Consider the following 20,926-nt stretch of genomic DNA (forward strand, 5'->3'; position numbering starts at 1 on the left):
ACACTTGATATGTGGCCAAGACCTTTCCCCCCGTCCTTCTCGTGGAGGACGAAGTACTCATCGCCCTCGACCTCGTACGGACCCTCGCCGAGAGGGGACTGGAGGTCATCCACACCACTTCCTCGGAAGAGGCCCTCAGGGTCCTCGATACCACACCCGACGTGGGCCTCGTCCTCATGGACATCGGACTCGGTGAAGGGGAAAACGGTATCGGACTCGCGCGGCGGATCAGGACGACATCGTCTCTTCCCATCATCTTCTTCTCGAACTACTCGGACCCCGAGACCCTCGCCCAGGTGGAGGCAATAGAAGGAAGCATCTTCCTTCCCAAACTCGTCACCAGGGAAACCCTCCTCACCAACGTGATCCGTCTCCTCAAGGACAGGTGTACGGATCACGCCGCCAAAACCGACGACCGCATACGTCTCCTCATCGACGCACTCGACCAGCCCGCCGCCCTCTGCGGGCTCACCCGGGAGAGAGAGGTCCTCTCCTGGAGACTCCTCCATGGAAACAGCCTCTTCAACGCATGGATGCACCAGGCCTCTCCCCTCCTCCTGGAGAGGACGAGACTCCCGGCCGGGAGGATCGTGGAAGCCCTCGCTCGGGGAATCCCCCTCGAGATCCCCATCCAGCAGACCTCGGAGCACGGAGGAAGGGCCCTCCTCATCCCATGGACGAAGGACCTCTTCCTCATCGTGCTGAGGGAATCCGCTCTCCTCGAGACCCTCACGGAAAACGAGGAGAAGTACCGCCTCCTGATCGAAAACCAGACCGACCTCGTGGTCAGGGTCGACACCGAAGGCCGGTTCCTCTACGTCAGCCCTTCCTACTGTCGCATGTTCGGCAAGAGTGAAGAGGAACTTCTGGGTAAGACATTCATTCCTCTCGTCCATCCAGAGGACCGGGAACCCACGCTCAAGGCAATGGAGGCCCTCTACCGGCCGCCCTACACCGCGTACATGGAACAACGCGCCATGACTGTCTACGGTGAGCGGTGGCTCGCCTGGAACGACACCGCCGTACTCGACGAAGAGGGGAATGTGGTGGGCATCATCGGCGTGGGACGGGATATCCACGAGAAGAAACTCGCCGAGATCGCCCTCAAGGAGGCCACGGAACAGCTCAAGAAGGCTGTGGAAGAGAGGGAACTCCTCCTCAAGGAACTCCTCCACCGAGTCCGAAACACCCTCTCGCTCATCCTCAGCTTCATCCACCTCGAGAAATCCTCATGGGACGATCCACGTCTCCTCTCCCGCATCTCCTCGCTCGAGGCCAGGGTGAAGTCCCTCTCGGAACTCTACGCCCTGCTCCACAGCCTCGGAGGCATCAAGGAAGTCGACCTCTCCGCCTATCTCTCCCGCCTCGCCCAGACACTGCTGATCGCCTATGCGCCGGGGGACAGGATCTCCCTCGACATGGACCTCGCGCCCCTCTCCTGCAGTGCCAAGGACGCCACCTCCCTCGGGCTCATCGTCACGGAGATCATCACCAATTCCTGCAAGCACGCCTTCGAGGATCGTGGAACCATCTCCCTCATGCTGCGCCGGGAAGGAGACGACCTCGTCATGGAACTGGGAGATGACGGACGAGGTTTGCCCGAAACACGCGACTCCGGAGGCTCAGGAGGCCTTGGCCTCCAGATCATCCCCTTACTCGTCCAACAGCTTGGCGGCACCCTCACAGTGGAGTCCGGGAAAGGCACCCGCTACACCATCCGCATCCCCGCCCGTCGGCCGTGACCGTTTGATTTTTTCACCGCTCTCTACTATCATGGGGAAAATTCTTCCAGCAGGAGCGCCCTATGGCGAGGATGAACGAGCATTTCCTCAAACTCACCTCATCATACCTCTTCTCCGAGATCGCGAAGCGGGTGAACACCTATAAGGAGACACATCCAGAGGCGGACATCATCAAGATGGGAATAGGCGACGTCACCCTCCCCCTGCCGGAGGCGTGTATAAAGGCCTTTCACGAGGCCGTAGACGAGATGGCCCGGGCCGAGACATTCAAGGGCTACGGACCTGAACAGGGCTACCCCTTCCTCCGGGAGGCCATCGCAGAGGGAGACTACCGGAGCAGAGGCGTGGAGATAGACGCCGAGGAGATCTTCATCTCCGACGGGGCCAAGTCGGATACCGCCAACTTCCAGGATCTCTTCTCCTCCGACGCGAAGATCGCCATCCAGGACCCGGTCTACCCGGTCTACATCGACACCAATGTGATGGCAGGCCGCACGGGCGTATTCCGCAACGGGAGATACGAAGGGGTGGTGTACCTCCCCTGTGTCCCCGAGAACGACTTTCTCCCCGACCCGCCCAAGGAGAAGGTGGACGTGGTCTACCTCTGCTACCCCAACAACCCCACCGGAGCGGTGGCACCCCGGGACTACCTGGCGCTGTGGGTGGAGTACGCGCGGAGGCACGACGCGATCATCCTCTTCGACGGGGCCTACGAGGCCTTCATCCGGGATCCAGAGATTCCTCGCTCGATCTACGAGATCCCCGGAGCCCGTGAGGTGGCGGTTGAGTTCCGCAGCTTCTCCAAGACCGCAGGCTTCACCGGCACGCGGTGCGCCTACACCGTGGTCCCCAAAGAGTGCAGGGTGAAGGACGGCGAGGGGAGGTTCCACAGCCTCCACGACCTCTGGTTCAGGAGGCAGAGCACCAAGTTCAACGGTGTCTCCTACCCCGTACAGCGGGCGGCCGCGGCGGTCTACACCCCGGAGGGCCAGGCCCAGGTGCACGCCAACATCGCCTACTACATGGAAAACGCCAGGATCTTCAGAGAGGCCCTCCTCGGTCTCGGCTACGCCTGCACAGGTGGAGAGAACTCGCCCTACATCTGGGTGGAGACCGGCACCGACTCCTGGGAGTTCTTCCAGATACTCCTCGAAAGGGCCCAAGTGGTATGCACACCGGGTGCAGGATTCGGGAAATCGGGAGAGGGCTTCGTGAGGTTCAGCGCCTTCAACTTCAGGGAGCACGTCGAGGAAGCGGCCCGCCGCATCTCCACCGTATTCTCGGGGGCAACACCATGAGGAGCGCCGGGTTCCTTCTCTTCTTCATCACCGAACTCCTCTTGCTCGCCCTGCTCTATCCCCTCGTCCCCATCCTTTCCCTCTTCTCCCCCCGCCTCGCGCGGCGGTACGTCCAGATGACCGCCACCCTGTGGGGCACCTCACTCTTCTTCGTAGCGGGAGTGCCGATCATCGTGAAGGGGAAGGAACACCTCCCGCCGCACGACCGCATCTGCTTCGTGGCCAACCACGAGGGTTTCGCCGACATCCCCCTCATCCTCATGGCCACCGGCAGGGCGCCCGGCTTCATCGCAAAAAAAGAGCTGAAGATGCTCCCTGTCATCGGTTTCTGGATGACCGCTCTCCGTTGCGTGTTCATCGATCGGAAGAGCCTCAGACAGGGCAAGCGCGCCATCGAGCAGGGGGCCCGTCACATACGAGAAGGCCACCCCATGGTCATCTTCCCCGAAGGCACACGATCCCGCTCCTACACCATGAGGCCCTTCAGACACGGCAGCTTCAAGCTCGCCTACCTCTCGAACGCCACCATCGTGCCCATCACCATCGTGGGGAGCTTCCACCTCCTCGAGGAGAGAGGGTACCTCCGAAAGCATCCTGTGGAGGTGCACATCCATCCTCCTATAGAACTCTCCACCCTCACCGAAGAAGAGCGAAAGGAACTTCCCGAGAAGGTCTTTCACATCATTCAAGGACCGCTTCTCGATCGGGAAACGAGTCTCCCCTCCTGAGGCGCGCCTAGTACCTCCGGTTTACTCCTTCTTCCCCATCACGCGTGTTTTTTTCTTGCGCGATCAGCGCATCCATTGCACAATAAGTCGGAGTCGGCACAATCTCCAAGGAGCGTCGTGATGAGAGAGAGACTCCTGCCCTTCCTTCTCCTGGTCATCCTCCTCCCCGTCGCCGCCGGAGAGAACCTGCTTCGCAATCCCGGATTCGAGGTATGGTCTCCCTCGGCTCCCCACGGCTGGCATCTCCACACCTGGAAGCATACCGGCGGTGTGGTCCTCACCCGGTCCGAGAACGCCCACTCGGGGAAGTATGCTGCCGTCCTCACCGCCACCGTCCCGGAAGACGGCAAGCTCGTCCAGAAGGTCCAGGTGGAACCCGATAGCCTCTACCGCTTCTCGGTGTGGGTAAAGGTGGAAGGCGTGCCCTCCGATATGCTGGGGGCCAACCTCTCCGCCCTCGAGACCACCGAGCGGTCCCCTGACGTGAAGGACACGCGGGGAGAGTGGGTGCTCCTCGAGACCTACTGCCGCACCGGAGCAACCCAGAGAGAGGTGAACCTCACCCTCAGGTTGGGAGGCTACGGTGCCCTCTCCACAGGCACGGTGTGGTTCGACGATGCGGAGTTCGTGAAGGTGGAACGCGCCCCCGCGGGCGCCAGGATCATCGGCCTAGCCCCCACCACCCCCTCCACCCCCCGCTTCCCCCTCGGCCTCCACCTCCTCCTCACCCTCGCCTACCTCGGCCTCCTCGCCCTCCTCCTCCGCACGCCCCTCCTCTCCCGCATCCCCCTCCCCGCCCTCCTCCTCGCAGCCCTCCTCCTCCGGCTCGCCCTCGCCCCCCTCTTCCCCGGCCACTCCTCCGACATGCCCACCTTCTACGCCTGGGCCACCGAGCTCGCACGGGAGGGCATCCCTCACTTCTACGCCACCGCCAGCTTCAAGGACTATCCACCCGGCTATCTCCTCGTCCTCTATCCCGTAGGCCTCCTCATCACGCTCTTCCGCATCCCCTTCGGCCACCCCGCAAGCCTCCTGCTCCTCAAGCTCCCCTCCATCGCGGCCGATCTCCTGGCAGCCCTCGTGCTCCTCCGGGCCTTCCCCACCCGCCTCGCCATTCCCCTCACGGCCGCCTACCTCTTCAACCCCTCGATCATCCTCAACTCGGCAGTCTACGGCCAAGCGGACAGCGTCCTCACCCTGGTGCTCCTCCTCTTCCTCGTCGCCTTCCACCGCAGGTCCTACACCACCTCTGCGGCCTGGCTCGGCCTCGCCCTCGCCGTAAAGCCCCAGGCCCTCCTCTTCGCCCCCATCGCCCTCCTCTTCCTCCTCACCTGGCTCATCCGACCCCTCACCAGCCGCACCCGACCCGACGCCCTCGCCTCCTTCCGACGCCTCGCCCCCACCATGGGCCTCTCCCTGCTCTCCTTTGCCGGAACCCTTCTCCTCGTCCACCTCCCCTTCTTCATCCTCCACCCCCAGCTCGCCCCGACCCTCTACCACCGCATCCTCACCTCCTACCCCTTCGGCTCGGTGAACGCCGCCAACTTCTGGACCCTCGCAGGCTTCAACTGGAAACCCCTCCTCTCCTCCTTCCTGGGCACCCCCCTCTCCACCTGGCAGACCATCGTACAGACGGCCCTTCTCGCAGGTGCGGCCTTCATCTACCTCCGCGAGGAACACCGCACCCCCTCCACCATCCCCTTCCTCACCGCCCTGTTCCTCGCCCTCTGGGGATTCGCCTTCCTCCCCAAGATGCACGAACGTTACATCTACCCTGCCCTCATCCTCTCCCTCGCCGCCTTCCTCACCACCGAACGGCGCACCTTCCTCATCGTCTTCCTCCTCCTCACCGTCTCCTCCTACCTCAACCAGGCCCACGTCCTGTTCCACGCCGCCCAGAAACAGTTCCAGCTCCCCCTCGACGCCCCCATGGCCCTCGCCTCCCTCCTCACCCTCACCGCCGCCGCCCTCCTCATCTTCGGCCTCTTCCCCTCCCTCACCCTTCCCCTCCGCCGCCTCATCCTTCGGCGACCGGCCCCCCCACCCCTCCTCCCATCACACGAGGAACACACCACCCCCCGACACCTCATCCTCCTCGGCCTCATCACCCTCGCCTACGCCCTCATCGCCTTCACCAACCTCGGCTCCCTCGACACCCCCACCACCTTCTACAAGCCCCGTGAACGCACCGAATACTTCGTGGTGGAACTCCCCCCCGACCGCGTCCCCCGAACCATCCTCTACTACCGCGGACTCGGTACCGGCACGTACGACATTCTCTCCTCTCCCGACCGAAAGAGCTGGAAAAACCTCACGGTCATCGAAAACACCAACCCCTACGCCGAGTTCGGGTGGTTCAGCGCCCCCCTCCCCGCACCGGAAGGCCCCTACCTCCTCTTTCGCGTCCACACCCCCGGCCTTGCCCTCCACGAGATCGCCTTTCTCGACAGGGACGGTACCCCTATCCCGGTGAAGATCCCCACCTACTTCTCCTCGGCCAAGAGCATGGGTAACCCCGACCTCCTGGTGGACGAGCAGGAGACCATCCCAGAACGGATAAGCCACCTCACCAACATGTACTTCGACGAGATCTACCACGCCCGCACCGCCTACGAGTACGTACTGGGCCTCCCCCCGAGCGAGACCACCCACCCACCCCTCGGCAAGCTCATCATCAGCCTGGGGATCCTCCTCTTCGGCATGACCCCCTTCGGCTGGCGCTTCGCAGGAACCCTCATAGGGGTCCTCATGATCCCCCTCTTCTACCTCCTCGCGAGGACCCTCCTCCGGAAGCCATCCCTCGCCCTGCTCGCCGCCCTCCTCCTCTCGGTGGAACACCTCCACTTCGTCCAGACCCGCATCGCCACCATCGACAGCTTCGCGGTCTTCTTCATCATCCTCATGTACATCCCCATGGTGAGGTATGTCCTCTTGCTGGATGAAGAGGCCTTCTCTTTCAGGCGCTTTGCCCTCCCTCTCTTGCTCTCGGGCCTCTTCTTCGGACTCGGCGCAGCCACCAAGTGGACCTGCGTCTATGCGGGCGGAGGACTCGCCGTGCTCTACCTCTGGAAGCTCGTCCGCGCCCTCAAAACCGGCGAAGGAACCCCCTCACGGATCGCCGGTCTCCTTCTCTGGTCGGCTGCAAGCTTCCTCGTCCTCCCCGCCCTCATCTACGGGGCGAGCTACATCCCGAACATACGCATCCTCTCCATCTCCTCACCGGTCTCCTACATCCTCAAGGAGCAAGTGGGGATGTACCGGTACCACAGCGAGCTCACCGCCACGCACCCCTTCTCCTCGCCGTGGTGGCAGTGGCCCCTGCTCATCAAGCCCATCTGGTACTATTCCGGGAAGTCCCACCTCCCCTCCGACGTGGTCTCCTCCATCTTCGCCATGGGCAACCCGCTCATCATCTGGGGAGGCACCGCAGCCCTCCTCTGGCTCCTCGTCCGCTGGGTACGGACCCGCTCCCGACTCACCGGCCTGCTGCTCCTCCTCTTCGGCTTTCAGTACCTCCCCTGGGCCATAAGCCCCAGGTCGCTCACCTTCTTCTATCACTACTTCGCCGCCATACCCTTCAGCATCCTCCTCCTCGTGCACGCAGCCGAAGAGCTCGGTCTCTTTCAGACCCAGGGGAAGACCCGATGGATCGTGCCCGCCTTCGCGGCGGGGTGCGCCATCCTCTTTCTCCTCTTCTATCCCATCCTCTCGGGCCTTCCCGTACCCCGCTGGTACGCCGTGCTCCTCAGGTGGATGCCCACCTGGTACTTCTATTAGGAGGAACCCATGATCTCGATCATCATCCCCGTGTACAACGAAGAGGAGGTGCTCCCGGCCCTCTACGAGCGGCTCACCCGCGTCATGAAGGGCACCGGGGAAGAGTACGAGCTCGTCTTCGTGGACGACGGGAGCACCGATCGCACCTACCAGATCCTCAAAAACCTCCATGAGAAAGACCCCCGCTGCAAGGTCATCCACTTCTCCCGCAACTTCGGCCACCAGATCGCCATCACTGCGGGCATGGACTACGCCCGAGGGGACGCCGTGATCATCATCGACGCGGACCTCCAGGACCCGCCCGAGCTCATCCCCCAGATGCTCGAGAAATGGCGAGCGGGGACACAGATCGTCCATGCCCGGAGGGTGAAACGCAAGGGGGAAGGGCTCTTCAAACGCGCGACCGCCGCCCTGTTCTACCGGATCCTCAAAGCCCTCACCGACGTGGAGATCCCGGTGGATGTGGGAGACTTCAGGCTCATGGACCGGAAGGTGGTGGACTCGCTCAAAGGGATGCGGGAACGCAACCGGTTCGTGCGGGGCCTGGTGAGCTGGACGGGATTCAGGCAGGACGAGGTCACCTATGTGCGCGACCCGCGCTACGCAGGAACCACGAAGTACCCGCTCGGGAAGATGATCCGCTTCGCCCTCAACGGGATCACCTCGTTCTCGGACAAGCCCCTCAAGGTTGCGAGCCTCCTGGGCAGTCTCCTCTCCCTCGCGGGCTTTCTCTACCTCCTCTACGTGCTCTACCTCAGGCTCTTCACCGATCAAGTGGTCCAGGGATGGGCGAGCATCGTGGTCCTCATACTGGTATTCAACGGCTTCACCCTCCTGTCCCTCGGGATCCTGGGCGAGTACGTGGGAAGGATCTACGACGAAGTGAAGCAACGCCCCCTCTACATCGTGGAGGAGACGCTGGGGGTGGAACAGAAGGAGATCCGGCATGGATGAGAGGGCCCGGCATCTGCAGCTCGCCTTCCAGTTCGTACGTTTCAACCTGGTGGGCACCCTCAACACCCTCATCGACGTGGGGATCTTCGCCCTCCTCACCTCCCTGGGCACCCCACCGGTCGCCGCCCAACCTGTCTCCTACTTCTGCGGCATGGTGAACGGCTTCTTCCTCCACAAGTACTGGACCTTCAGACAACGGAGAGGGTCGTGGGGAGTCCAGGCCCTCAAGTTCGTGTTCGTGAACCTTGCTGGGATCCTGCTCACCACGAGCATCATCGCCCTCTTTGAGGAGCTCGCCTCCTCCACCGGCTGGGGATCTACCCGGATCCTCGCCTGGCCTGCCTACGTGGTGGCAGGCAAGGCCTGCGCCCTCGTCGCAGGCAGCCTCCTCACCTTCACCGCCAACAGGTGGTGGGTGTTCAGAGAGGAACAAGTCCTTCACTAGAAAAAAAGGGGAGGGGTTCCCCCCTCCCCGTACCACACGTGTGTTAGTTCATCTCAACGTGCCCCCACGGGACCGAACTCTCATAGTGGATGTACCAGCACCCGTCGGATGAAGCCGGAATCGCATGCTGGGGAACCCAGGTATTGGTGTAGTCGGTGCCATTGATCTCGAGGAGATCGAGGTTCCAGGAGTTCACATACCGGCCCCAGTTGGTGGTGCTGGAGAAATCGTTCGTCTTCCAGTAGTACTCACCTGCTCCGTCATAGCTGAAGGGCAGATTGATCTCGGTATACTCACCTGAACCAGGAGTAGGCGTCGGTGTGGGGCTGGACGTGGCCGTCGGGGTGGGAGTCGGCGTGGATGTGGGAGTGGGCGTAGGCGTGGGAGTGGAACCACCACTCGCGTACTGCATGAGCCAGGTGAGGGCGGGCCGCTCCGTGCCGTCGGAGTGCAGCAGGTACGCCTCGCTCTGCCAGATGTGTCCCTCCACATACCCCCAGAGCGTCACACCCCTCACCGAGGGATGCTCCCACAACACGGGAAACTTCTCCTGGTACCGCTGAAGCTGCGTCTGATCGTCGCCCCTCATGTCCAGCTCGGACACATAGATGGGAAGTCCCGTCTGGGCGAGCATGTCGAGCACCTGCTCCATCGTGGAGACGCTCACGCTGTCCATGTTAAAGGCGTGACACTGTATCCCTATCCCGTCCACAAGCCCACGCGCCTTGAGTAGATCGATGATCTGGATGTACCGCTGCGCCGCGCTCGGATCGGAGATGATCCCGTACTCGTTGATGAGCAGGGTGCTGTTCGGAAAGTACTCCCTCGCAAGCTGGAACGAGGTGACCACCCAGTCCCACCCGGTGCTCCCATCACCACCAAGGGCATCACGGTACGGCGGCGGCGAGTGCAGCGGCTCGTTCACCACGTCGATCATGTCGATGTCGGCGTACCGGTTCGCCACGGCCGCAAACCACTCCTCCACTTCCGCACGCTGCTCGCTCGCTGAAAGCCCGCTGATCCACGAGGGCTGCTGCTGACCCCACACGAGCACGTGAAACTTGAACGGCATCCCGTGCTGCTTCGCATAGTCGTAGATGGAGTCGAGCGTACCCCAGTTCATCTGATCCCGGCTCGACTCCACCGACCCCCACTTCCCCGCATTCTCCGGGGTCACCTGGTTCCAGTACTGCGAGAACTTAAGCGGCTCCTCTGCTCCGTAAAAGATGTTGCCGAGGAACTTGCTCCCTGTGTTCACCTCCACTCGTGGAGTAACTTCGTACCAACACGAGGCAAGAAGCACCGCCACAAAAAGGACAAAAAGACCTCGCATCCATGTGGACATACCTGCACTCCTTCAGTCCATGAAGATCTCCTCACGCATTGACTATACCACATATAAATGAAAATTTCAAAATGCATTGGAAAAGTTTTTATTTTATTCCCGCACACTCCTGCAGCACAAAAAAACATACCCGGGGTTTCCCCCGGGTATGCAGGATTCGCGCTCCTATCGGATCACACCTCTTCCAGCATGTGTTCCTTGAGGATCTCTTCCGGGATCTCAGGCGGCTCTACGAGTTCCTGCGGGTGTTCGACGAAGTGCTTGAGCATCCCGATGGTCTTCGCCCAGTAGATGCCCTCGGATATCCTGTCGTCGATGGTGAACTTCGCCTCCATCACGGTGTGTACCTTCACCTGGCCCTGTTCGTCGATGTAGGGCACCTTCTTGATCCTCCCCATGACGAAGAAGACCGAGGCGTTGCCCCACTCGTAGAGGTGGTGGAAGGGGGCATCGAGCCCGAGACTCGAGAGATTGGCGAGGAAGACGCTCGTGTAGAGGGGATCGGTCTCGATCATCGACTTGGGCGCGATGCCGTAGTAGTCGAGGATCTTGAATCCCTTGATCACCAGGTTGAGGAGAAAGCGGGGGAGCTTCGTGACGAACTCCATCTCCTTGTCGGTGGCGGTGCCCGCCGCATCCCGGGCCGCCTTCACCCCCCGGTGCACCTTGTCCACGATGGTCTGAAGGGTCTCATTCGGGCTGAACGTGATCTTCGCCGTACTCTCGAGCCCCTCCTCGGTGAGCTCCTTCTTCACCACGAACGAGATCTGGATTCTGTTGCGCTGGTAGATCTTCTGTCCGGAGATGAACCTGTTCGCCTGGGGCCTGAGGGCGATGGTCCGGACCGCGGCGCAGAGGACCACGTGGAAGATGCTGATGGACTTCTGGCCCGGCTTTCTGTTCCGGTTGTACTCCCTGATGAACTCAAGCGTCTCGTCGAGCACGAACTCGTCGCTGTAGTAGACCGCCGACTCGTTACGCCCCTTCATCACAAAGGGGTTTATCTTCCTGAAGCCCGGAAGTCCCTTGATGAGGGTCCCGTCGCATCGCTTCCGCACACCCATACAGCCTCCTCAAAGAGAGATGTTCACACCTCCAGCCGTTCTCGACCAGCGGTCAAGAGTATAGCACATATGCTTCCAAAACACAAACATCTCAACTTGTGAATGTCTCGGTTTTCCGGTATAGTGTGGAAAGGAGGTCGTACGGATGGAACTTTCCACGCGCTATCTTGGCCTTTCTCTCAAAAATCCTCTCATTGTGGGGGCATCTCCCCTCACCGCCGACGTCTCCCACCTCGTGTCCTGCGAAACGCACGGCGCCGCCGCCGTGGTGCTCCGCTCCCTCTTCCAGGAGGAGATCGCCGAGGGGGTGGAACACCTGAAGAGCCTCTCCGAAGGGTTCCATACCGAAGGCGCGGACTATCTCACCCACTTCGGCACCCAGCAGGCCCTGGAGGCCTACCTCTCCCTCGTGCGCGAGGCGAAGGATCGGCTCTCCATCCCCGTGATCGCGAGCCTCAACTGCAGCAGCCGCGAGTGGTGGGCCGAGGCTGCAAGCCGCATCGAAGAGGCTGGGGCGGATGCCCTCGAGCTGAACGTGGCCCCCTTCCCCTCGAACGATGCCGAGTCCTCGCAGGAGGCGGAGGAACGGATCTACGACATAGTGAGGACCGCACGGTCGGCGGTCTCCGTCCCCATCGCCGTGAAGGTAGGCCCCTATTTCACGAGTCTGGGACATCTCCTCGCCCGGATCGAGGCCCTCGGCGCCGGGGGGGTGGTGCTCTTCAACCGATTCTACCAGGTGGACATCGACCCCTCGAGGAGGAGGCTCGTCTCGGGGCACAGGCTGAGCGATCCCCACGAATTCTCCCACACCCTCCGCTGGACAGCCCTGGAGGCGCCGAGGCGGAATCTGGACATCGCCGCATCGTGCGGGATCCATTCCGGCCTCGATATCGCCAAGGCGGTGCTCGCAGGGGCGAGTGCGGTGCAGGTGGTCTCCGCCGTCCTCAGACATGGATTCGGTCACATCGAGAAGATGCTTCATGAACTCGAGGCCTGGCTCTCCGAGCAGGGCTTCTCCTCGCTCCGGGAGGCGAAGGGCGCACTCATACGCACCCCTGGCGAGGACGAGGAGCGCTTGAGCAGGCTCCAGTACCTCATCGCCCTCCGCGGTTTCGGAAGATAGACGAAGAGGGGCCTTGCGGCCCCTCTGTTCCCACCTTGCGCCCACTAGCGCTGATAGATCCGTCCCGCCGCCCGTGGTCCCGAATACCTTCCCGCGAAGGCAAGAAGGGCGACTATGGTGAGGACGTAGGGAAAGGCGTGGAAGAATTCGAGGGGGATGCTCTGGAGGAAGGAGATGTCGTTCACATAGAACGAGAGAGCCTGCGAGAAACCGAAGAACGTGGCGGCTCCCAGCACCCCCCAGGGGTTCCACTTCCCGAATATGAGGGACGCGAGGGCGATGAAGCCCGTGCCGTGTATGGAAGTGAGGGTGTACTGGATGTCCTGCGAGAGGACCATCACCCCACCTGCGAGTCCTGCGAGCACACCTGAGAGCATCACCCCCAGGTACCGCATCCTGTACACGTCTATCCCCATGCTCGCGGCGGCCTCGGGGTGTTCTCCGCAGGCCCTCAGCCTGAGACCGAAAACGGTCCTGTAGACCACGATCCACGTGATCACCACAAGGAACAGGGCGAGATAGAACGTGGGGTATATTTCGGAGAAGAAGAGAGGGCCCACGAGGGGAATGTCCTCGAGAAAGGGTACCGTCACCTTCCTGAGGCCCACGGAGAAGGCCCGGGTCCGCTGCTGACCGAAGAGGATCTGACAGAGATAGACCGTGAGGCCTCCCGCGAGGATGTTGAGCGCCGTACCCGAGATGATCTGATCGGCCCTGAGGTGGACCGAGGCCACCGCATGGAGCAGGGAGAACACGAGGCCCGCGACTGCCGCTGCGAGAAAGGCGATCCACGGCGCCGCGGGGGTGAGAGGCTCGAGCACTACCACCAGGGCCGCTGCAGTGAAACCGCCCACCATCATGATCCCTTCCAGGGCGATGTTCACCACACCGGAACGCTCGCTGAAGAGCCCGCCGAGGCCCGCGAGGATGATGGGGGTGGCGAACATGAGCCCTATGGGAAAGATCTCAAACACCTTCATTTCTGCCTCCCGGCCTGATTCTGGACACCCGATCGATGACGAGCTGGATCCCATAGCGCATGGCCACGAAGAGGACGATACTCGCCTGTATGATCCCCGCGATCTCCCGGGGAACACCCTGGGACTGCATGAGGGGCTGTGCCGCCTTGAGCATCCCGAAGAGAGCCCCCGAGGCGGCGATGCCCCACGCCGTGTTCCCTCCCACCAGCGCCACGGCTATCCCGTCCATCCCGTACCCCTCGAAGGCGGGAAGCACTCGCCCGAATCCGAAGGTCCCCAGGGCCATCGCCCCACCGGCGAGCCCCGCGAACGCACCGCTCATCGCCATGGTGAGCATCGTATACCCGGCGATGGGGAAGCCGGCGAACCGTGCGGCATCCTTGTTGTGTCCCGTGGCCCGCAGTCCGAACCCCAAAGTGGTCTTCTCGATCACCACCCAGTAGACGAGAATGCAGATCACCATGATGAGGAGCCCCCAATGGAGCCTCGATCCCCTGGTGATCGAGGAGAGGAACTCGCTCTTGAGGAGGGCAGAGGCCGGAAACGGCGAGGTCTTCACCCGGTCCACGGTACCCACCACGTGGAGGAGCGCCCAGTTGGACAGGTGCAAGGCGGTATAGTTGAGCATGATCGTGACGACCACCTCATGGAGATTGTACCGGGCCTTGAGCCAGCCGGGGATGAGCCCCCACAGCCCGCCTCCCACCATGGCCCCCAGGAGGCAGAGGGGGAGATGGAGCCACGGAGGGGCCGGGACCAGCAGGGCCACCATGGTGGCGCCCAGAGCGCCCATCATGAGTTGCCCCTCTGCTCCTATGTTGAAGAGACCCGCCCTGAAGGCGAATCCCACCGAAAGCCCGGTGAGGGTGATGGGGATCATCTGGATGAGGAACTCTCCGATGTACCTGGCGTTGAAGGAGCCCCTCAGGACGTCGAGTCCCGAGAAGGCCTTCACCATCGCCGCGAACATCAGCCCCGGAGAGCGACCCGTGAGGGTGATGATCACCGCACCTGCGACGAACCCCAGCACCACCGCACTGAGGGAGAGGATCATCCATCGTCTTCCTGTAGTCATGCGCTCTCCCCCTTTGCCGTCGATCCCGCCATGAGGAGCCCGAGTTCGTTCTCGTCGGTCTCTCCTGCGTCCACCTCCGCCACGATCTTCCCCCTGTAGATCACGGCGATCCGATCGGACAGATCGAGTATCTCGTCGAGGTCGAACGAGATGAGGAGGATCGCCCTCCCCTTGTCCCGTTCCTCCACGATCCTCCTGTGTATGTACTCGATCGCCCCCACATCCAGCCCCCGGGTGGGCTGGGCCACCACGAGCACGCGGGGCGACCTGTGCACCTCGCGGGCGATGATGGCCTTCTGCTGGTTTCCACCGGAGAGTTCGCCGGCGGAAGTTCTCGCGCCCCGGGCCGCCCGCACGTCGAACTGTGACATGAGGGTCTCGGCATGTTCGTAGATCGTCTCGTACCGGAGGATACCATACCGGGAGAAAGGAGGCCGCCCGTAGTCGTGTATCACCAGGTTCTCCCCCACCGAGAACTCCAGGACGAGCCCATGCCGCTGGCGGTCCTCGGGAACGAAGCCGAGGCCCGCATCCAGTTTCCGTCTCGTAGGCTCACGGGTGATATCCTTTCCGGCGAGGAGGATACGACCCGACTCCACCGGAAGGAGCCCGGCGAGGGCGTAGAGGAGTTCCCGTTGCCCATTGCCGTCGACTCCGCAGAGCCCGAGGATCTCGCCCTCCCGCACGGTGAGGGAGAGCCCTTCGACCGCGAGGATTCCCCGTTCGTTCCGGACAGAGATCTCTCGAATCTCGAGAGCAGGTGCTCCCGGCCGAGGGGCGTCCTTCTCCACCTTGAAACTCACCTCCCTCCCCACCATGAGTTCGGCCATCTCCTCTTCCGAGACGTCGGAGACGGGAAAGGTGGCTACGAGCCTGCCCCGTCGGAGCACGGAGCATTCGTCCGCCACCTCCTTGATCTCCTTGAGTTTGTGGGTGATGAGGATGATCGTCTTGCCGCTCCCGGCGAGCTTCCGCATGATCTCCATGAGTTCCTCTATCTCCTGGGGGGTGAGCACCGCGGTGGGTTCGTCGAAGATGAGGATCCGGGCGTCCCGGTAGAGCATCTTGAGGATCTCCACACGCTGCTGAGTCCCCACCGAGAGGTCTTCTATCCGGGCGTCCGGATCCACCTCCAGGCCGTACTCCCGGGAGATGCGGGCCACCTTCTGGCGGGCGGTCTCTATGTCGAGGAAGGGCCCCCTCCGGGGCTCGCTTCCCATGACGATGTTATCCGCCACCGTGAAGTTGTGCACGAGCTTGAAGTGCTGATGCACCATCCCGATGCCCAGCGAGGTGGCCACATTGGGATTCGAAACCTTCACTTCCCGGCCCCGCACCCGGATGACGCCGGAATCCGGATGGTGGAGCCCGAAGAGGATGTTCATGAGCGTCGACTTGCCCGCTCCGTTCTCCCCCAGGAGGGCGTGGATCGTCCCCTCACGGACCCGTAAGGTCACATGGTCGTTGGCCCTGATACCGGGGAAGTCCTTCACGATATCCATCATCTCCACGACATAGTCCACGGAGTGCTCTCCTTCCCACACAGATAAAAACGAGGGAAGGCTGCATCAAGCCTTCCCTCTCTTCTGCAGCAGCAGCATCATTTCTTGGGGGTGTCGGGAACCACGAGTTCTCCGCTCGCGATCTTCTTCGCGTACTCCTCCACCACCGCGAGGATCTCCGGAGAGAGGTTGGGATTCTCCGCAGGCAGCCCCACACCGTCGTTCTTCAACGAAAAGGCCAGCGTCTGACCACCGGGGAAGTTCCCCTCCATGGTCATCTTCGCCACGGTGTAGGCGGCCACGTCCACCCGCTTCACCATGGAGGTGAGCACGGCCGATGTGCCCTCGCCGTAGATGCCGTCCTGGTACTGGTCCTTGTCCACGCCGATCGCCCAGCGGATGTCGCCCTTCTGGGAACGCTCCTTGGCCTCCTTGATCATGCCATTACCGGTTCCGCCGGCCGCGTGGAAGATGATGTACGCGCCTGCATTGAACTGTTTCTGGGCGATGGCCTGCCCCTTGTCAGGTGCGGCGAAGTCTCCCGCATAGTCCACCAGTACGGTGCACTCCGGGTACACGGCCTTCACCCCGGCCTCGAATCCGGCCTGGAACTTCTCGATGAGCGGGAACTGCATCCCGCCGAGGAAACCGACCACGTTCTTGCCGTCCTGCTTGGCCTTGAGGCCCGCGGCGACACCCACGAGGAAGGAGCCTTCGTGTTCCGCGAACACGGCCGATACCACATTGGGAGCCTCGACCACGGTGTCGATGACCAGGAACTTGCGGTCGGGATACTGTTTCGCCACCTCGGCCACGGCGTTCTGGAAGAGGAAGCCCGGCGCCACGATGAGGTCCAGCCCCTCGTCGGCGAACGTGGCGAGGTTGGGTACGTAGTCGGCCTCCTGCGAGGACTGGAGGTACTTGTACCCCACCCCTTCCTCGAGGCCCATCTCCTTACCGAAGCGTACGATCCCCTCCCAGGTGCCCTGGTTGAAGGATCTGTCGTCGATCCCTCCCACGTCGGTCACGAGTCCCACTCTGAAGCTCTGCTCCTCGGTCTTCACCTCTTTCTTCTGCCCGCACGCAGGGAAGAAGACCAGGAGCACCGCCATAATAAGAAAAATAAGCCCTGAACGTCTCATACATCCTCCTCGAATCGAATAGAAAATTGCAGAAATATGCCTCATACTAGACCGCCTTCACCGGGCAGTCAAGAAAAATCTGCCGTTTTTTGAGAATCTCATTCCAGCTCGGCCACTATCGAGACCCCCGAGGAGGTACCCAACCGGGAGGCCCCTGCCTCGATCATGGCGAGGGCCGTCTCGAGCGAGCGGATACCCCCCGCCGCCTTGACCCCCAGGCTCTCTCCCACCACCTCCCTCATGAGCCGCACGTCCTCCACCGTGGCGCCCGAGGGACCGAACCCCGTGGAGGTCTTCACGAAGTGCGCCCCTGCCTCCGCCGCGAGGAGACAAGCCCTGCGCTTCTCCTCGTCGGAAAGGTAGCACGCCTCTATGATCACCTTCACATGGGCCTCGGCGGCTGCATCCACCACCGCCCGGATATCCTCCCTCACGAGGTCGTACTCCCCACCCTTGAGAAGACCGAGGTTGATCACCATGTCCACCTCCCTCGCCCCCTGTACCACCGCCCGAGCGGCCTCGTACGCCTTGGCCTCGGTACTCGCCGCCCCCAAAGGGAATCCCACCACCGTACACACCATCACGCCCGACCCGGAGAGGCGCTTCGCCGCGAGAGGCACCCACCAGGAGTTCACACACACCGATGCGAATCCATACCTCACGGCCTCGTCGCAGAGGGCCTCTATCTGGGCCCTCGTGGCCGTGGGTTTGAGGAGGGTGTGATCGATCATCTTCGCCAGGGTCACCTTCGTCCATTGTTCCGCCATGTGGCACTCCTTCGTCAATCATAGTACACGCGCGGCTCAGGTGCCAGTGCGCGCATCCCTCACGATCGCATACATGAGGACGTCCACCGCGCTGTCATCCTTGATGAGGTAGCTCCTGAGGGTGCCCTCGTAGCGCATCCCCGCCTTCTCCATGACCCGCCCGGAGGCAGGATTCCCCACGAAGTGGAGGGCCTGCACCCTCACCACGCCCACCTCGTCGAAGAGGAACCTCACCACCTCCCTCAGGGCTTCGGTCATATACCCCCGGTTCCAGAAGGCCCTCCCGAGACAGTACCCGATCTCGGCCCGTCGGTGGGCACGTTCCACACGGGCACCGATGCTACCGATGAGGCTCCCCGGCTCCTTGAGGACGATGGCCCACAAGAGCTGATCATCCCTCTCGTAGCCGCGGACGGCCTCCTCGAGAAACGACCGGGTCTTCTCCACCGATGCATGTGGACTCCAGGTGAGGAATCGGGTCACCTCGGGGTCGCGCGCCCACGTCTCGTACACAGCGGGCGCATCCTCAAGGGTGAACCGCCGGAGCAGGAGCCGCTCGGTCGTAAGGGGGACGGTACCGGTAAGACGAAGGTCGTTCATGGGCGCTCCTCCACGGGAAACGGACGTCCGTGCGCGGGAAAGGCCCTGCGCCCACCCCTCTCACCTACGAGGCGCCACACCGCCCGTCCCTCCTCCTCTGCGAGCTGGTGCGCAGGCGGCATGTCGCCCACCGCCACCTCTCCACCGTCGAGGAGGAGACTCACGCTGTCCGCCGAGTGTACCGGGGTAGGGAGCACCTCTCCTCCGATCCCCCACGTAGCGAGGATCCACCGGGACTCCTCGAAGGGTACGCGCTCGAGGGCTTCCAGGTCTATGGGGGTGAAGGCCATCCCCTTGCGGGCCATGAAGGACTCGAACCCGGCGATCGCCTCCTCTTGAGAGGGGAAGACGAGGAAGGGGATCCCTCGAGACTGGAGTTCCCCCGCGATACCCGCATGGTCGATGTGGAAATGGGATACCATGAAACAGGAGAGATCGGAGAGGGTGAACCCAAGCGACTTGAGGCCATCGATGTAGGAACGTATCGTACCCGGCCACCCCACGTCAAAGGCGAGGAGCCCCTTCTCCCCCTCCACCAGATAGTAGTGGGTGCTCTTGTAGGAGAACGAACGCAACGGCATAGGGATGTATAACAGGAGGGGGAGGGAGTGCACAAGGGATCGATGCCATTGATGTTCCCGGTTTGAGGATCGGTATGCGGGATGGGGGATACCCATCTCTCTCGAGATCGTGAAACTCATGGCCTCTCGGGGCTTCCCCCCGAACGGACGTTCCTTCAAGGTGTCGTCCTGATCGTGAGAAGCGCACATCATTCTCTACTAACTAGGATTAGGAGGAGCTTGGTTGGAGGTATAATCACCGAGAGGAGGATCTTTCCGATTTACTCGTAAAGGTCCCCGAACCCGAGATGCGCGGGATCCTCAAGCATGTGCAGTCCCTTCCCTGACATCCTCTTCAGGAGTCACTCCCATCATGGTGAGGGAAGCACGTGCGACCCGGTTGTGAGGATACTCCCGAAGACAGTCTTTGTACTTCTCGATCGCCTTCTCCCTCTCCCCCACCTGAGCGAGACAAAAGGCCCAATTGAGCAAGGCCATCTCCCTGTAGGACATCGCCGAGAGACTCAGCAGAAAGAGATATCGGAACCTGTCGAGGAATCTGTACCGTGTGAAGTAGCAATAGCTCCTCTCGAAACAGGAGATGGCGTTTTCGAAATCCCCTTTCCGGTAGAAACGAATACCCCTCCTGTGGTGGTACGCGAAACCGGAGCGCACAATGAGATGCAATCCCCAATAGACAAGGAGCGCGTCAAAGAGATAGCCCTCAGGATGGATCCACCGGAAGAGGAGGATGAGGCCCACCATGATGACCAATGAGATCAGGACACCGAGAAGGGATACCTGACGGATCACCGGCCATTTACCCATGGGGTCCTCCTCACATACGGCAGGCGTCGAGGGAGTTGCGGCAAAGAACGCCTATCCACTACACTATCACGAGGTGCTGCAGTACGCAACTGATCCTGTCTCTCCAGGAGGAGAGATCCCGTATCAGAAGAGGAGGAGCATATGCGTATAGGAATCACCGGGGCTGCGGGTCACCTCGGTCGACTGGTGGCCCGGTTCGTGCTGGAGCAGGTGCCTTCCCGAGAAGTGCGTCTCATCACCAGAAGGCCTGAGGCCTTGGAGGGGTTTCAGGAGAAGGGGGTGGAAGTGGTGAAGGCCGATTTCGATCGTCCGGAGACCCTGGAAGAGGCCTTCAGGGGGGTCGAGCGGCTCCTCGTGATAAGCACCGATGCCATAGGCCGTCGGGTGACGCAGCATCGGCATGCGGCCGAGGCGGCGAAGCGGGCCGGGGTGGGGCTCCTCGTGTACACCTCGTCGGTGAACAACGATCGGGAGTTTCCCCGTTTCATGGGCGAACACAGGGCCACCGAGGCGATCCTCAGGGAGCTCGGGATTCCCCACGCCGTACTCCGGAACAATCTGTACGCCGAGTTCATCTCGGGGCTCATGGCTCAGGTGGGCGAGGATGGGGTGCTCGAGCTGCCCGCCGACGGGGGCAAGGTGGCGTGGGTGGCAAGGGAGGACTGCGCGAGGGCTGCGGCTGCGGTGCTCTTAGGAGAGGGGCACGGGGGAAAGGTCTACGATATCACCGGTCCTGTCCCGCTCGGGTTCGAGGAGGTGGCGGGGCTCCTGGGTGAGGTGCTGGACAGGAGGGTGGTCTACCGGCCGGTGGAGCCGGCGGTCTTCCGGGAGCGGATGGCGGCCGCCGGGGCCCCAGGCCCGCTCGTGGATCTGATGGAGGACCTCTACCGGGGGATCGCCTCGGGGAGCTTCGACGTGGTCTCCGATGACGTGGCGCGGCTCGTAGGGAGGCCGCCGCTCCCCGCACGGGAGGTGGTGCTCAGGGGGGTGTAG

At 62.3% G+C, this 20,926-nt stretch carries 18 protein-coding genes; 8 read left to right on the forward strand and 10 right to left on the reverse strand.

Translation table 11 applies throughout. The features are described 5' to 3' along the window. Positions 1-11: 11 nt before the first annotated feature. The 6 genes from SPITH_RS09360 (at position 12) to SPITH_RS09385 (ending at position 8,944) form a co-directional block, all read left to right on the forward strand. Positions 12-1,742 (forward strand): PAS domain S-box protein, encoded by a 1,731-nt coding sequence (locus SPITH_RS09360; protein ID WP_014625418.1) that lies wholly within the window; start codon positions 12-14, stop codon positions 1,740-1,742. A gap of 62 nt (positions 1,743-1,804) precedes the next feature. Then, positions 1,805-3,040 carry an LL-diaminopimelate aminotransferase gene (locus SPITH_RS09365; RefSeq protein WP_014625419.1) on the forward strand — a complete coding sequence of 412 codons (1,236 nt, stop codon included), beginning with the start codon at positions 1,805-1,807 and terminating at the stop codon, positions 3,038-3,040. Further along, the gene (locus tag SPITH_RS09370; protein ID WP_014625420.1) at positions 3,037-3,768 is read left to right on the forward strand and encodes a lysophospholipid acyltransferase family protein; all 732 of its coding nucleotides are present in this window, start codon (positions 3,037-3,039) and stop codon (positions 3,766-3,768) included. The genes SPITH_RS09365 and SPITH_RS09370 overlap by 4 nt, the downstream gene beginning before the upstream one ends. Positions 3,769-3,888: 120 nt before the next feature. Then, the gene (locus SPITH_RS12825; RefSeq protein WP_014625421.1) at positions 3,889-7,545 is read left to right on the forward strand and encodes a phospholipid carrier-dependent glycosyltransferase; all 3,657 of its coding nucleotides are present in this window, start codon (positions 3,889-3,891) and stop codon (positions 7,543-7,545) included. 9 nt (positions 7,546-7,554) lie between these two features. Continuing rightward, positions 7,555-8,499 (forward strand): glycosyltransferase family 2 protein, encoded by a 945-nt coding sequence (locus tag SPITH_RS09380; RefSeq protein ID WP_014625422.1) that lies wholly within the window; start codon positions 7,555-7,557, stop codon positions 8,497-8,499. Then, a complete protein-coding gene (locus tag SPITH_RS09385; RefSeq protein WP_014625423.1) occupies positions 8,492-8,944 on the forward strand; it encodes a GtrA family protein in 453 nt (150 codons plus the stop codon). The genes SPITH_RS09380 and SPITH_RS09385 overlap by 8 nt, the downstream gene beginning before the upstream one ends. 43 nt (positions 8,945-8,987) lie before the next feature. Here SPITH_RS09385 and SPITH_RS09390 read toward each other — a convergent pair whose 3' ends face one another. Further along, complete coding sequence (locus tag SPITH_RS09390; RefSeq protein WP_014625424.1) at positions 8,988-10,289, reverse strand: endo-1,4-beta-xylanase; 1,302 nt, start codon at positions 10,287-10,289, stop codon at positions 8,988-8,990. Between the two features lie 173 nt (positions 10,290-10,462). After that, a complete protein-coding gene (locus SPITH_RS09395) occupies positions 10,463-11,353 on the reverse strand; it encodes a 2-oxo acid dehydrogenase subunit E2 (protein ID WP_014625425.1) in 891 nt (296 codons plus the stop codon). 145 nt (positions 11,354-11,498) lie between these two features. Between SPITH_RS09395 and SPITH_RS09400 the strand changes: the two genes are divergently transcribed. Next, complete coding sequence (locus SPITH_RS09400) at positions 11,499-12,479, forward strand: dihydroorotate dehydrogenase-like protein (RefSeq protein WP_014625426.1); 981 nt, start codon at positions 11,499-11,501, stop codon at positions 12,477-12,479. Between the two features lie 44 nt (positions 12,480-12,523). Here SPITH_RS09400 and SPITH_RS09405 read toward each other — a convergent pair whose 3' ends face one another. The 8 genes from SPITH_RS09405 to SPITH_RS09440 all read right to left on the reverse strand — a co-directional run bounded on the left by SPITH_RS09405 (position 12,524) and on the right by SPITH_RS09440 (position 19,933). Continuing rightward, on the reverse strand, positions 12,524-13,459 hold the full coding sequence (locus SPITH_RS09405; RefSeq protein ID WP_014625427.1) for an ABC transporter permease: 936 nt from the start codon (positions 13,457-13,459) through the stop codon (positions 12,524-12,526). After that, entirely contained in the window at positions 13,446-14,534 is a 1,089-nt protein-coding gene (locus SPITH_RS09410; protein WP_245523377.1) for an ABC transporter permease, read from the reverse strand. Before SPITH_RS09410 ends, SPITH_RS09405 begins: the two co-directional genes overlap by 14 nt. After that, positions 14,531-16,057 carry an ABC transporter ATP-binding protein gene (locus SPITH_RS09415; RefSeq protein ID WP_014625429.1) on the reverse strand — a complete coding sequence of 509 codons (1,527 nt, stop codon included), beginning with the start codon at positions 16,055-16,057 and terminating at the stop codon, positions 14,531-14,533. The genes SPITH_RS09410 and SPITH_RS09415 overlap by 4 nt, the downstream gene beginning before the upstream one ends. A gap of 77 nt (positions 16,058-16,134) precedes the next feature. Then, entirely contained in the window at positions 16,135-17,178 is a 1,044-nt protein-coding gene (locus SPITH_RS09420; protein ID WP_014625430.1) for a BMP family lipoprotein, read from the reverse strand. 98 nt (positions 17,179-17,276) lie between these two features. Further along, the gene (deoC, locus tag SPITH_RS09425; protein WP_014625431.1) at positions 17,277-17,945 is read right to left on the reverse strand and encodes a deoxyribose-phosphate aldolase; all 669 of its coding nucleotides are present in this window, start codon (positions 17,943-17,945) and stop codon (positions 17,277-17,279) included. A gap of 36 nt (positions 17,946-17,981) precedes the next feature. Beyond that, the gene (locus SPITH_RS09430; RefSeq protein WP_014625432.1) at positions 17,982-18,545 is read right to left on the reverse strand and encodes a GNAT family N-acetyltransferase; all 564 of its coding nucleotides are present in this window, start codon (positions 18,543-18,545) and stop codon (positions 17,982-17,984) included. Beyond that, a complete protein-coding gene (locus SPITH_RS09435) occupies positions 18,542-19,126 on the reverse strand; it encodes an MBL fold metallo-hydrolase (protein WP_245523378.1) in 585 nt (194 codons plus the stop codon). Before SPITH_RS09435 ends, SPITH_RS09430 begins: the two co-directional genes overlap by 4 nt. Before the next feature lie 300 nt (positions 19,127-19,426). Further along, on the reverse strand, positions 19,427-19,933 hold the full coding sequence (locus SPITH_RS09440) for a tetratricopeptide repeat protein (RefSeq protein ID WP_014625434.1): 507 nt from the start codon (positions 19,931-19,933) through the stop codon (positions 19,427-19,429). Positions 19,934-20,074: 141 nt separating this feature from the next. Between SPITH_RS09440 and SPITH_RS09445 the strand changes: the two genes are divergently transcribed. After that, on the forward strand, positions 20,075-20,926 hold the full coding sequence (locus SPITH_RS09445) for an SDR family oxidoreductase (RefSeq protein WP_014625435.1): 852 nt from the start codon (positions 20,075-20,077) through the stop codon (positions 20,924-20,926).

The organism is Spirochaeta thermophila DSM 6578 (assembly GCF_000184345.1).
GTDB lineage: Bacteria > Spirochaetota > Spirochaetia > Winmispirales > Winmispiraceae > Winmispira > Winmispira thermophila.

Bases quoted from the DNA above. Each gene is read 5' to 3' on its own strand.
- SPITH_RS09445 (WP_014625435.1), top strand. From the start codon at position 20,075: ATGCGTATAGGAATCACCGGGGCTGCGGGTCACCTCGGTCGACTGGTG.
- SPITH_RS09385 (WP_014625423.1), top strand. From the start codon at position 8,492: ATGGATGAGAGGGCCCGGCATCTGCAGCTCGCCTTCCAGTTCGTACGT.
- SPITH_RS09440 (WP_014625434.1), bottom strand. From the start codon at position 19,933: ATGGGTAAATGGCCGGTGATCCGTCAGGTATCCCTTCTCGGTGTCCTG.
- SPITH_RS09410 (WP_245523377.1), bottom strand. From the start codon at position 14,534: ATGACTACAGGAAGACGATGGATGATCCTCTCCCTCAGTGCGGTGGTG.
- SPITH_RS09420 (WP_014625430.1), bottom strand. From the start codon at position 17,178: ATGAGACGTTCAGGGCTTATTTTTCTTATTATGGCGGTGCTCCTGGTC.
- SPITH_RS12825 (WP_014625421.1), top strand. From the start codon at position 3,889: ATGAGAGAGAGACTCCTGCCCTTCCTTCTCCTGGTCATCCTCCTCCCC.
- SPITH_RS09435 (WP_245523378.1), bottom strand. From the start codon at position 19,126: ATGCCGTTGCGTTCGTTCTCCTACAAGAGCACCCACTACTATCTGGTG.
- SPITH_RS09430 (WP_014625432.1), bottom strand. From the start codon at position 18,545: ATGAACGACCTTCGTCTTACCGGTACCGTCCCCCTTACGACCGAGCGG.
- SPITH_RS09380 (WP_014625422.1), top strand. From the start codon at position 7,555: ATGATCTCGATCATCATCCCCGTGTACAACGAAGAGGAGGTGCTCCCG.
- SPITH_RS09400 (WP_014625426.1), top strand. From the start codon at position 11,499: ATGGAACTTTCCACGCGCTATCTTGGCCTTTCTCTCAAAAATCCTCTC.
- SPITH_RS09405 (WP_014625427.1), bottom strand. From the start codon at position 13,459: ATGAAGGTGTTTGAGATCTTTCCCATAGGGCTCATGTTCGCCACCCCC.
- SPITH_RS09365 (WP_014625419.1), top strand. From the start codon at position 1,805: ATGGCGAGGATGAACGAGCATTTCCTCAAACTCACCTCATCATACCTC.
- SPITH_RS09395 (WP_014625425.1), bottom strand. From the start codon at position 11,353: ATGGGTGTGCGGAAGCGATGCGACGGGACCCTCATCAAGGGACTTCCG.
- SPITH_RS09390 (WP_014625424.1), bottom strand. From the start codon at position 10,289: ATGTCCACATGGATGCGAGGTCTTTTTGTCCTTTTTGTGGCGGTGCTT.
- SPITH_RS09370 (WP_014625420.1), top strand. From the start codon at position 3,037: ATGAGGAGCGCCGGGTTCCTTCTCTTCTTCATCACCGAACTCCTCTTG.
- deoC (WP_014625431.1), bottom strand. From the start codon at position 17,945: ATGGCGGAACAATGGACGAAGGTGACCCTGGCGAAGATGATCGATCAC.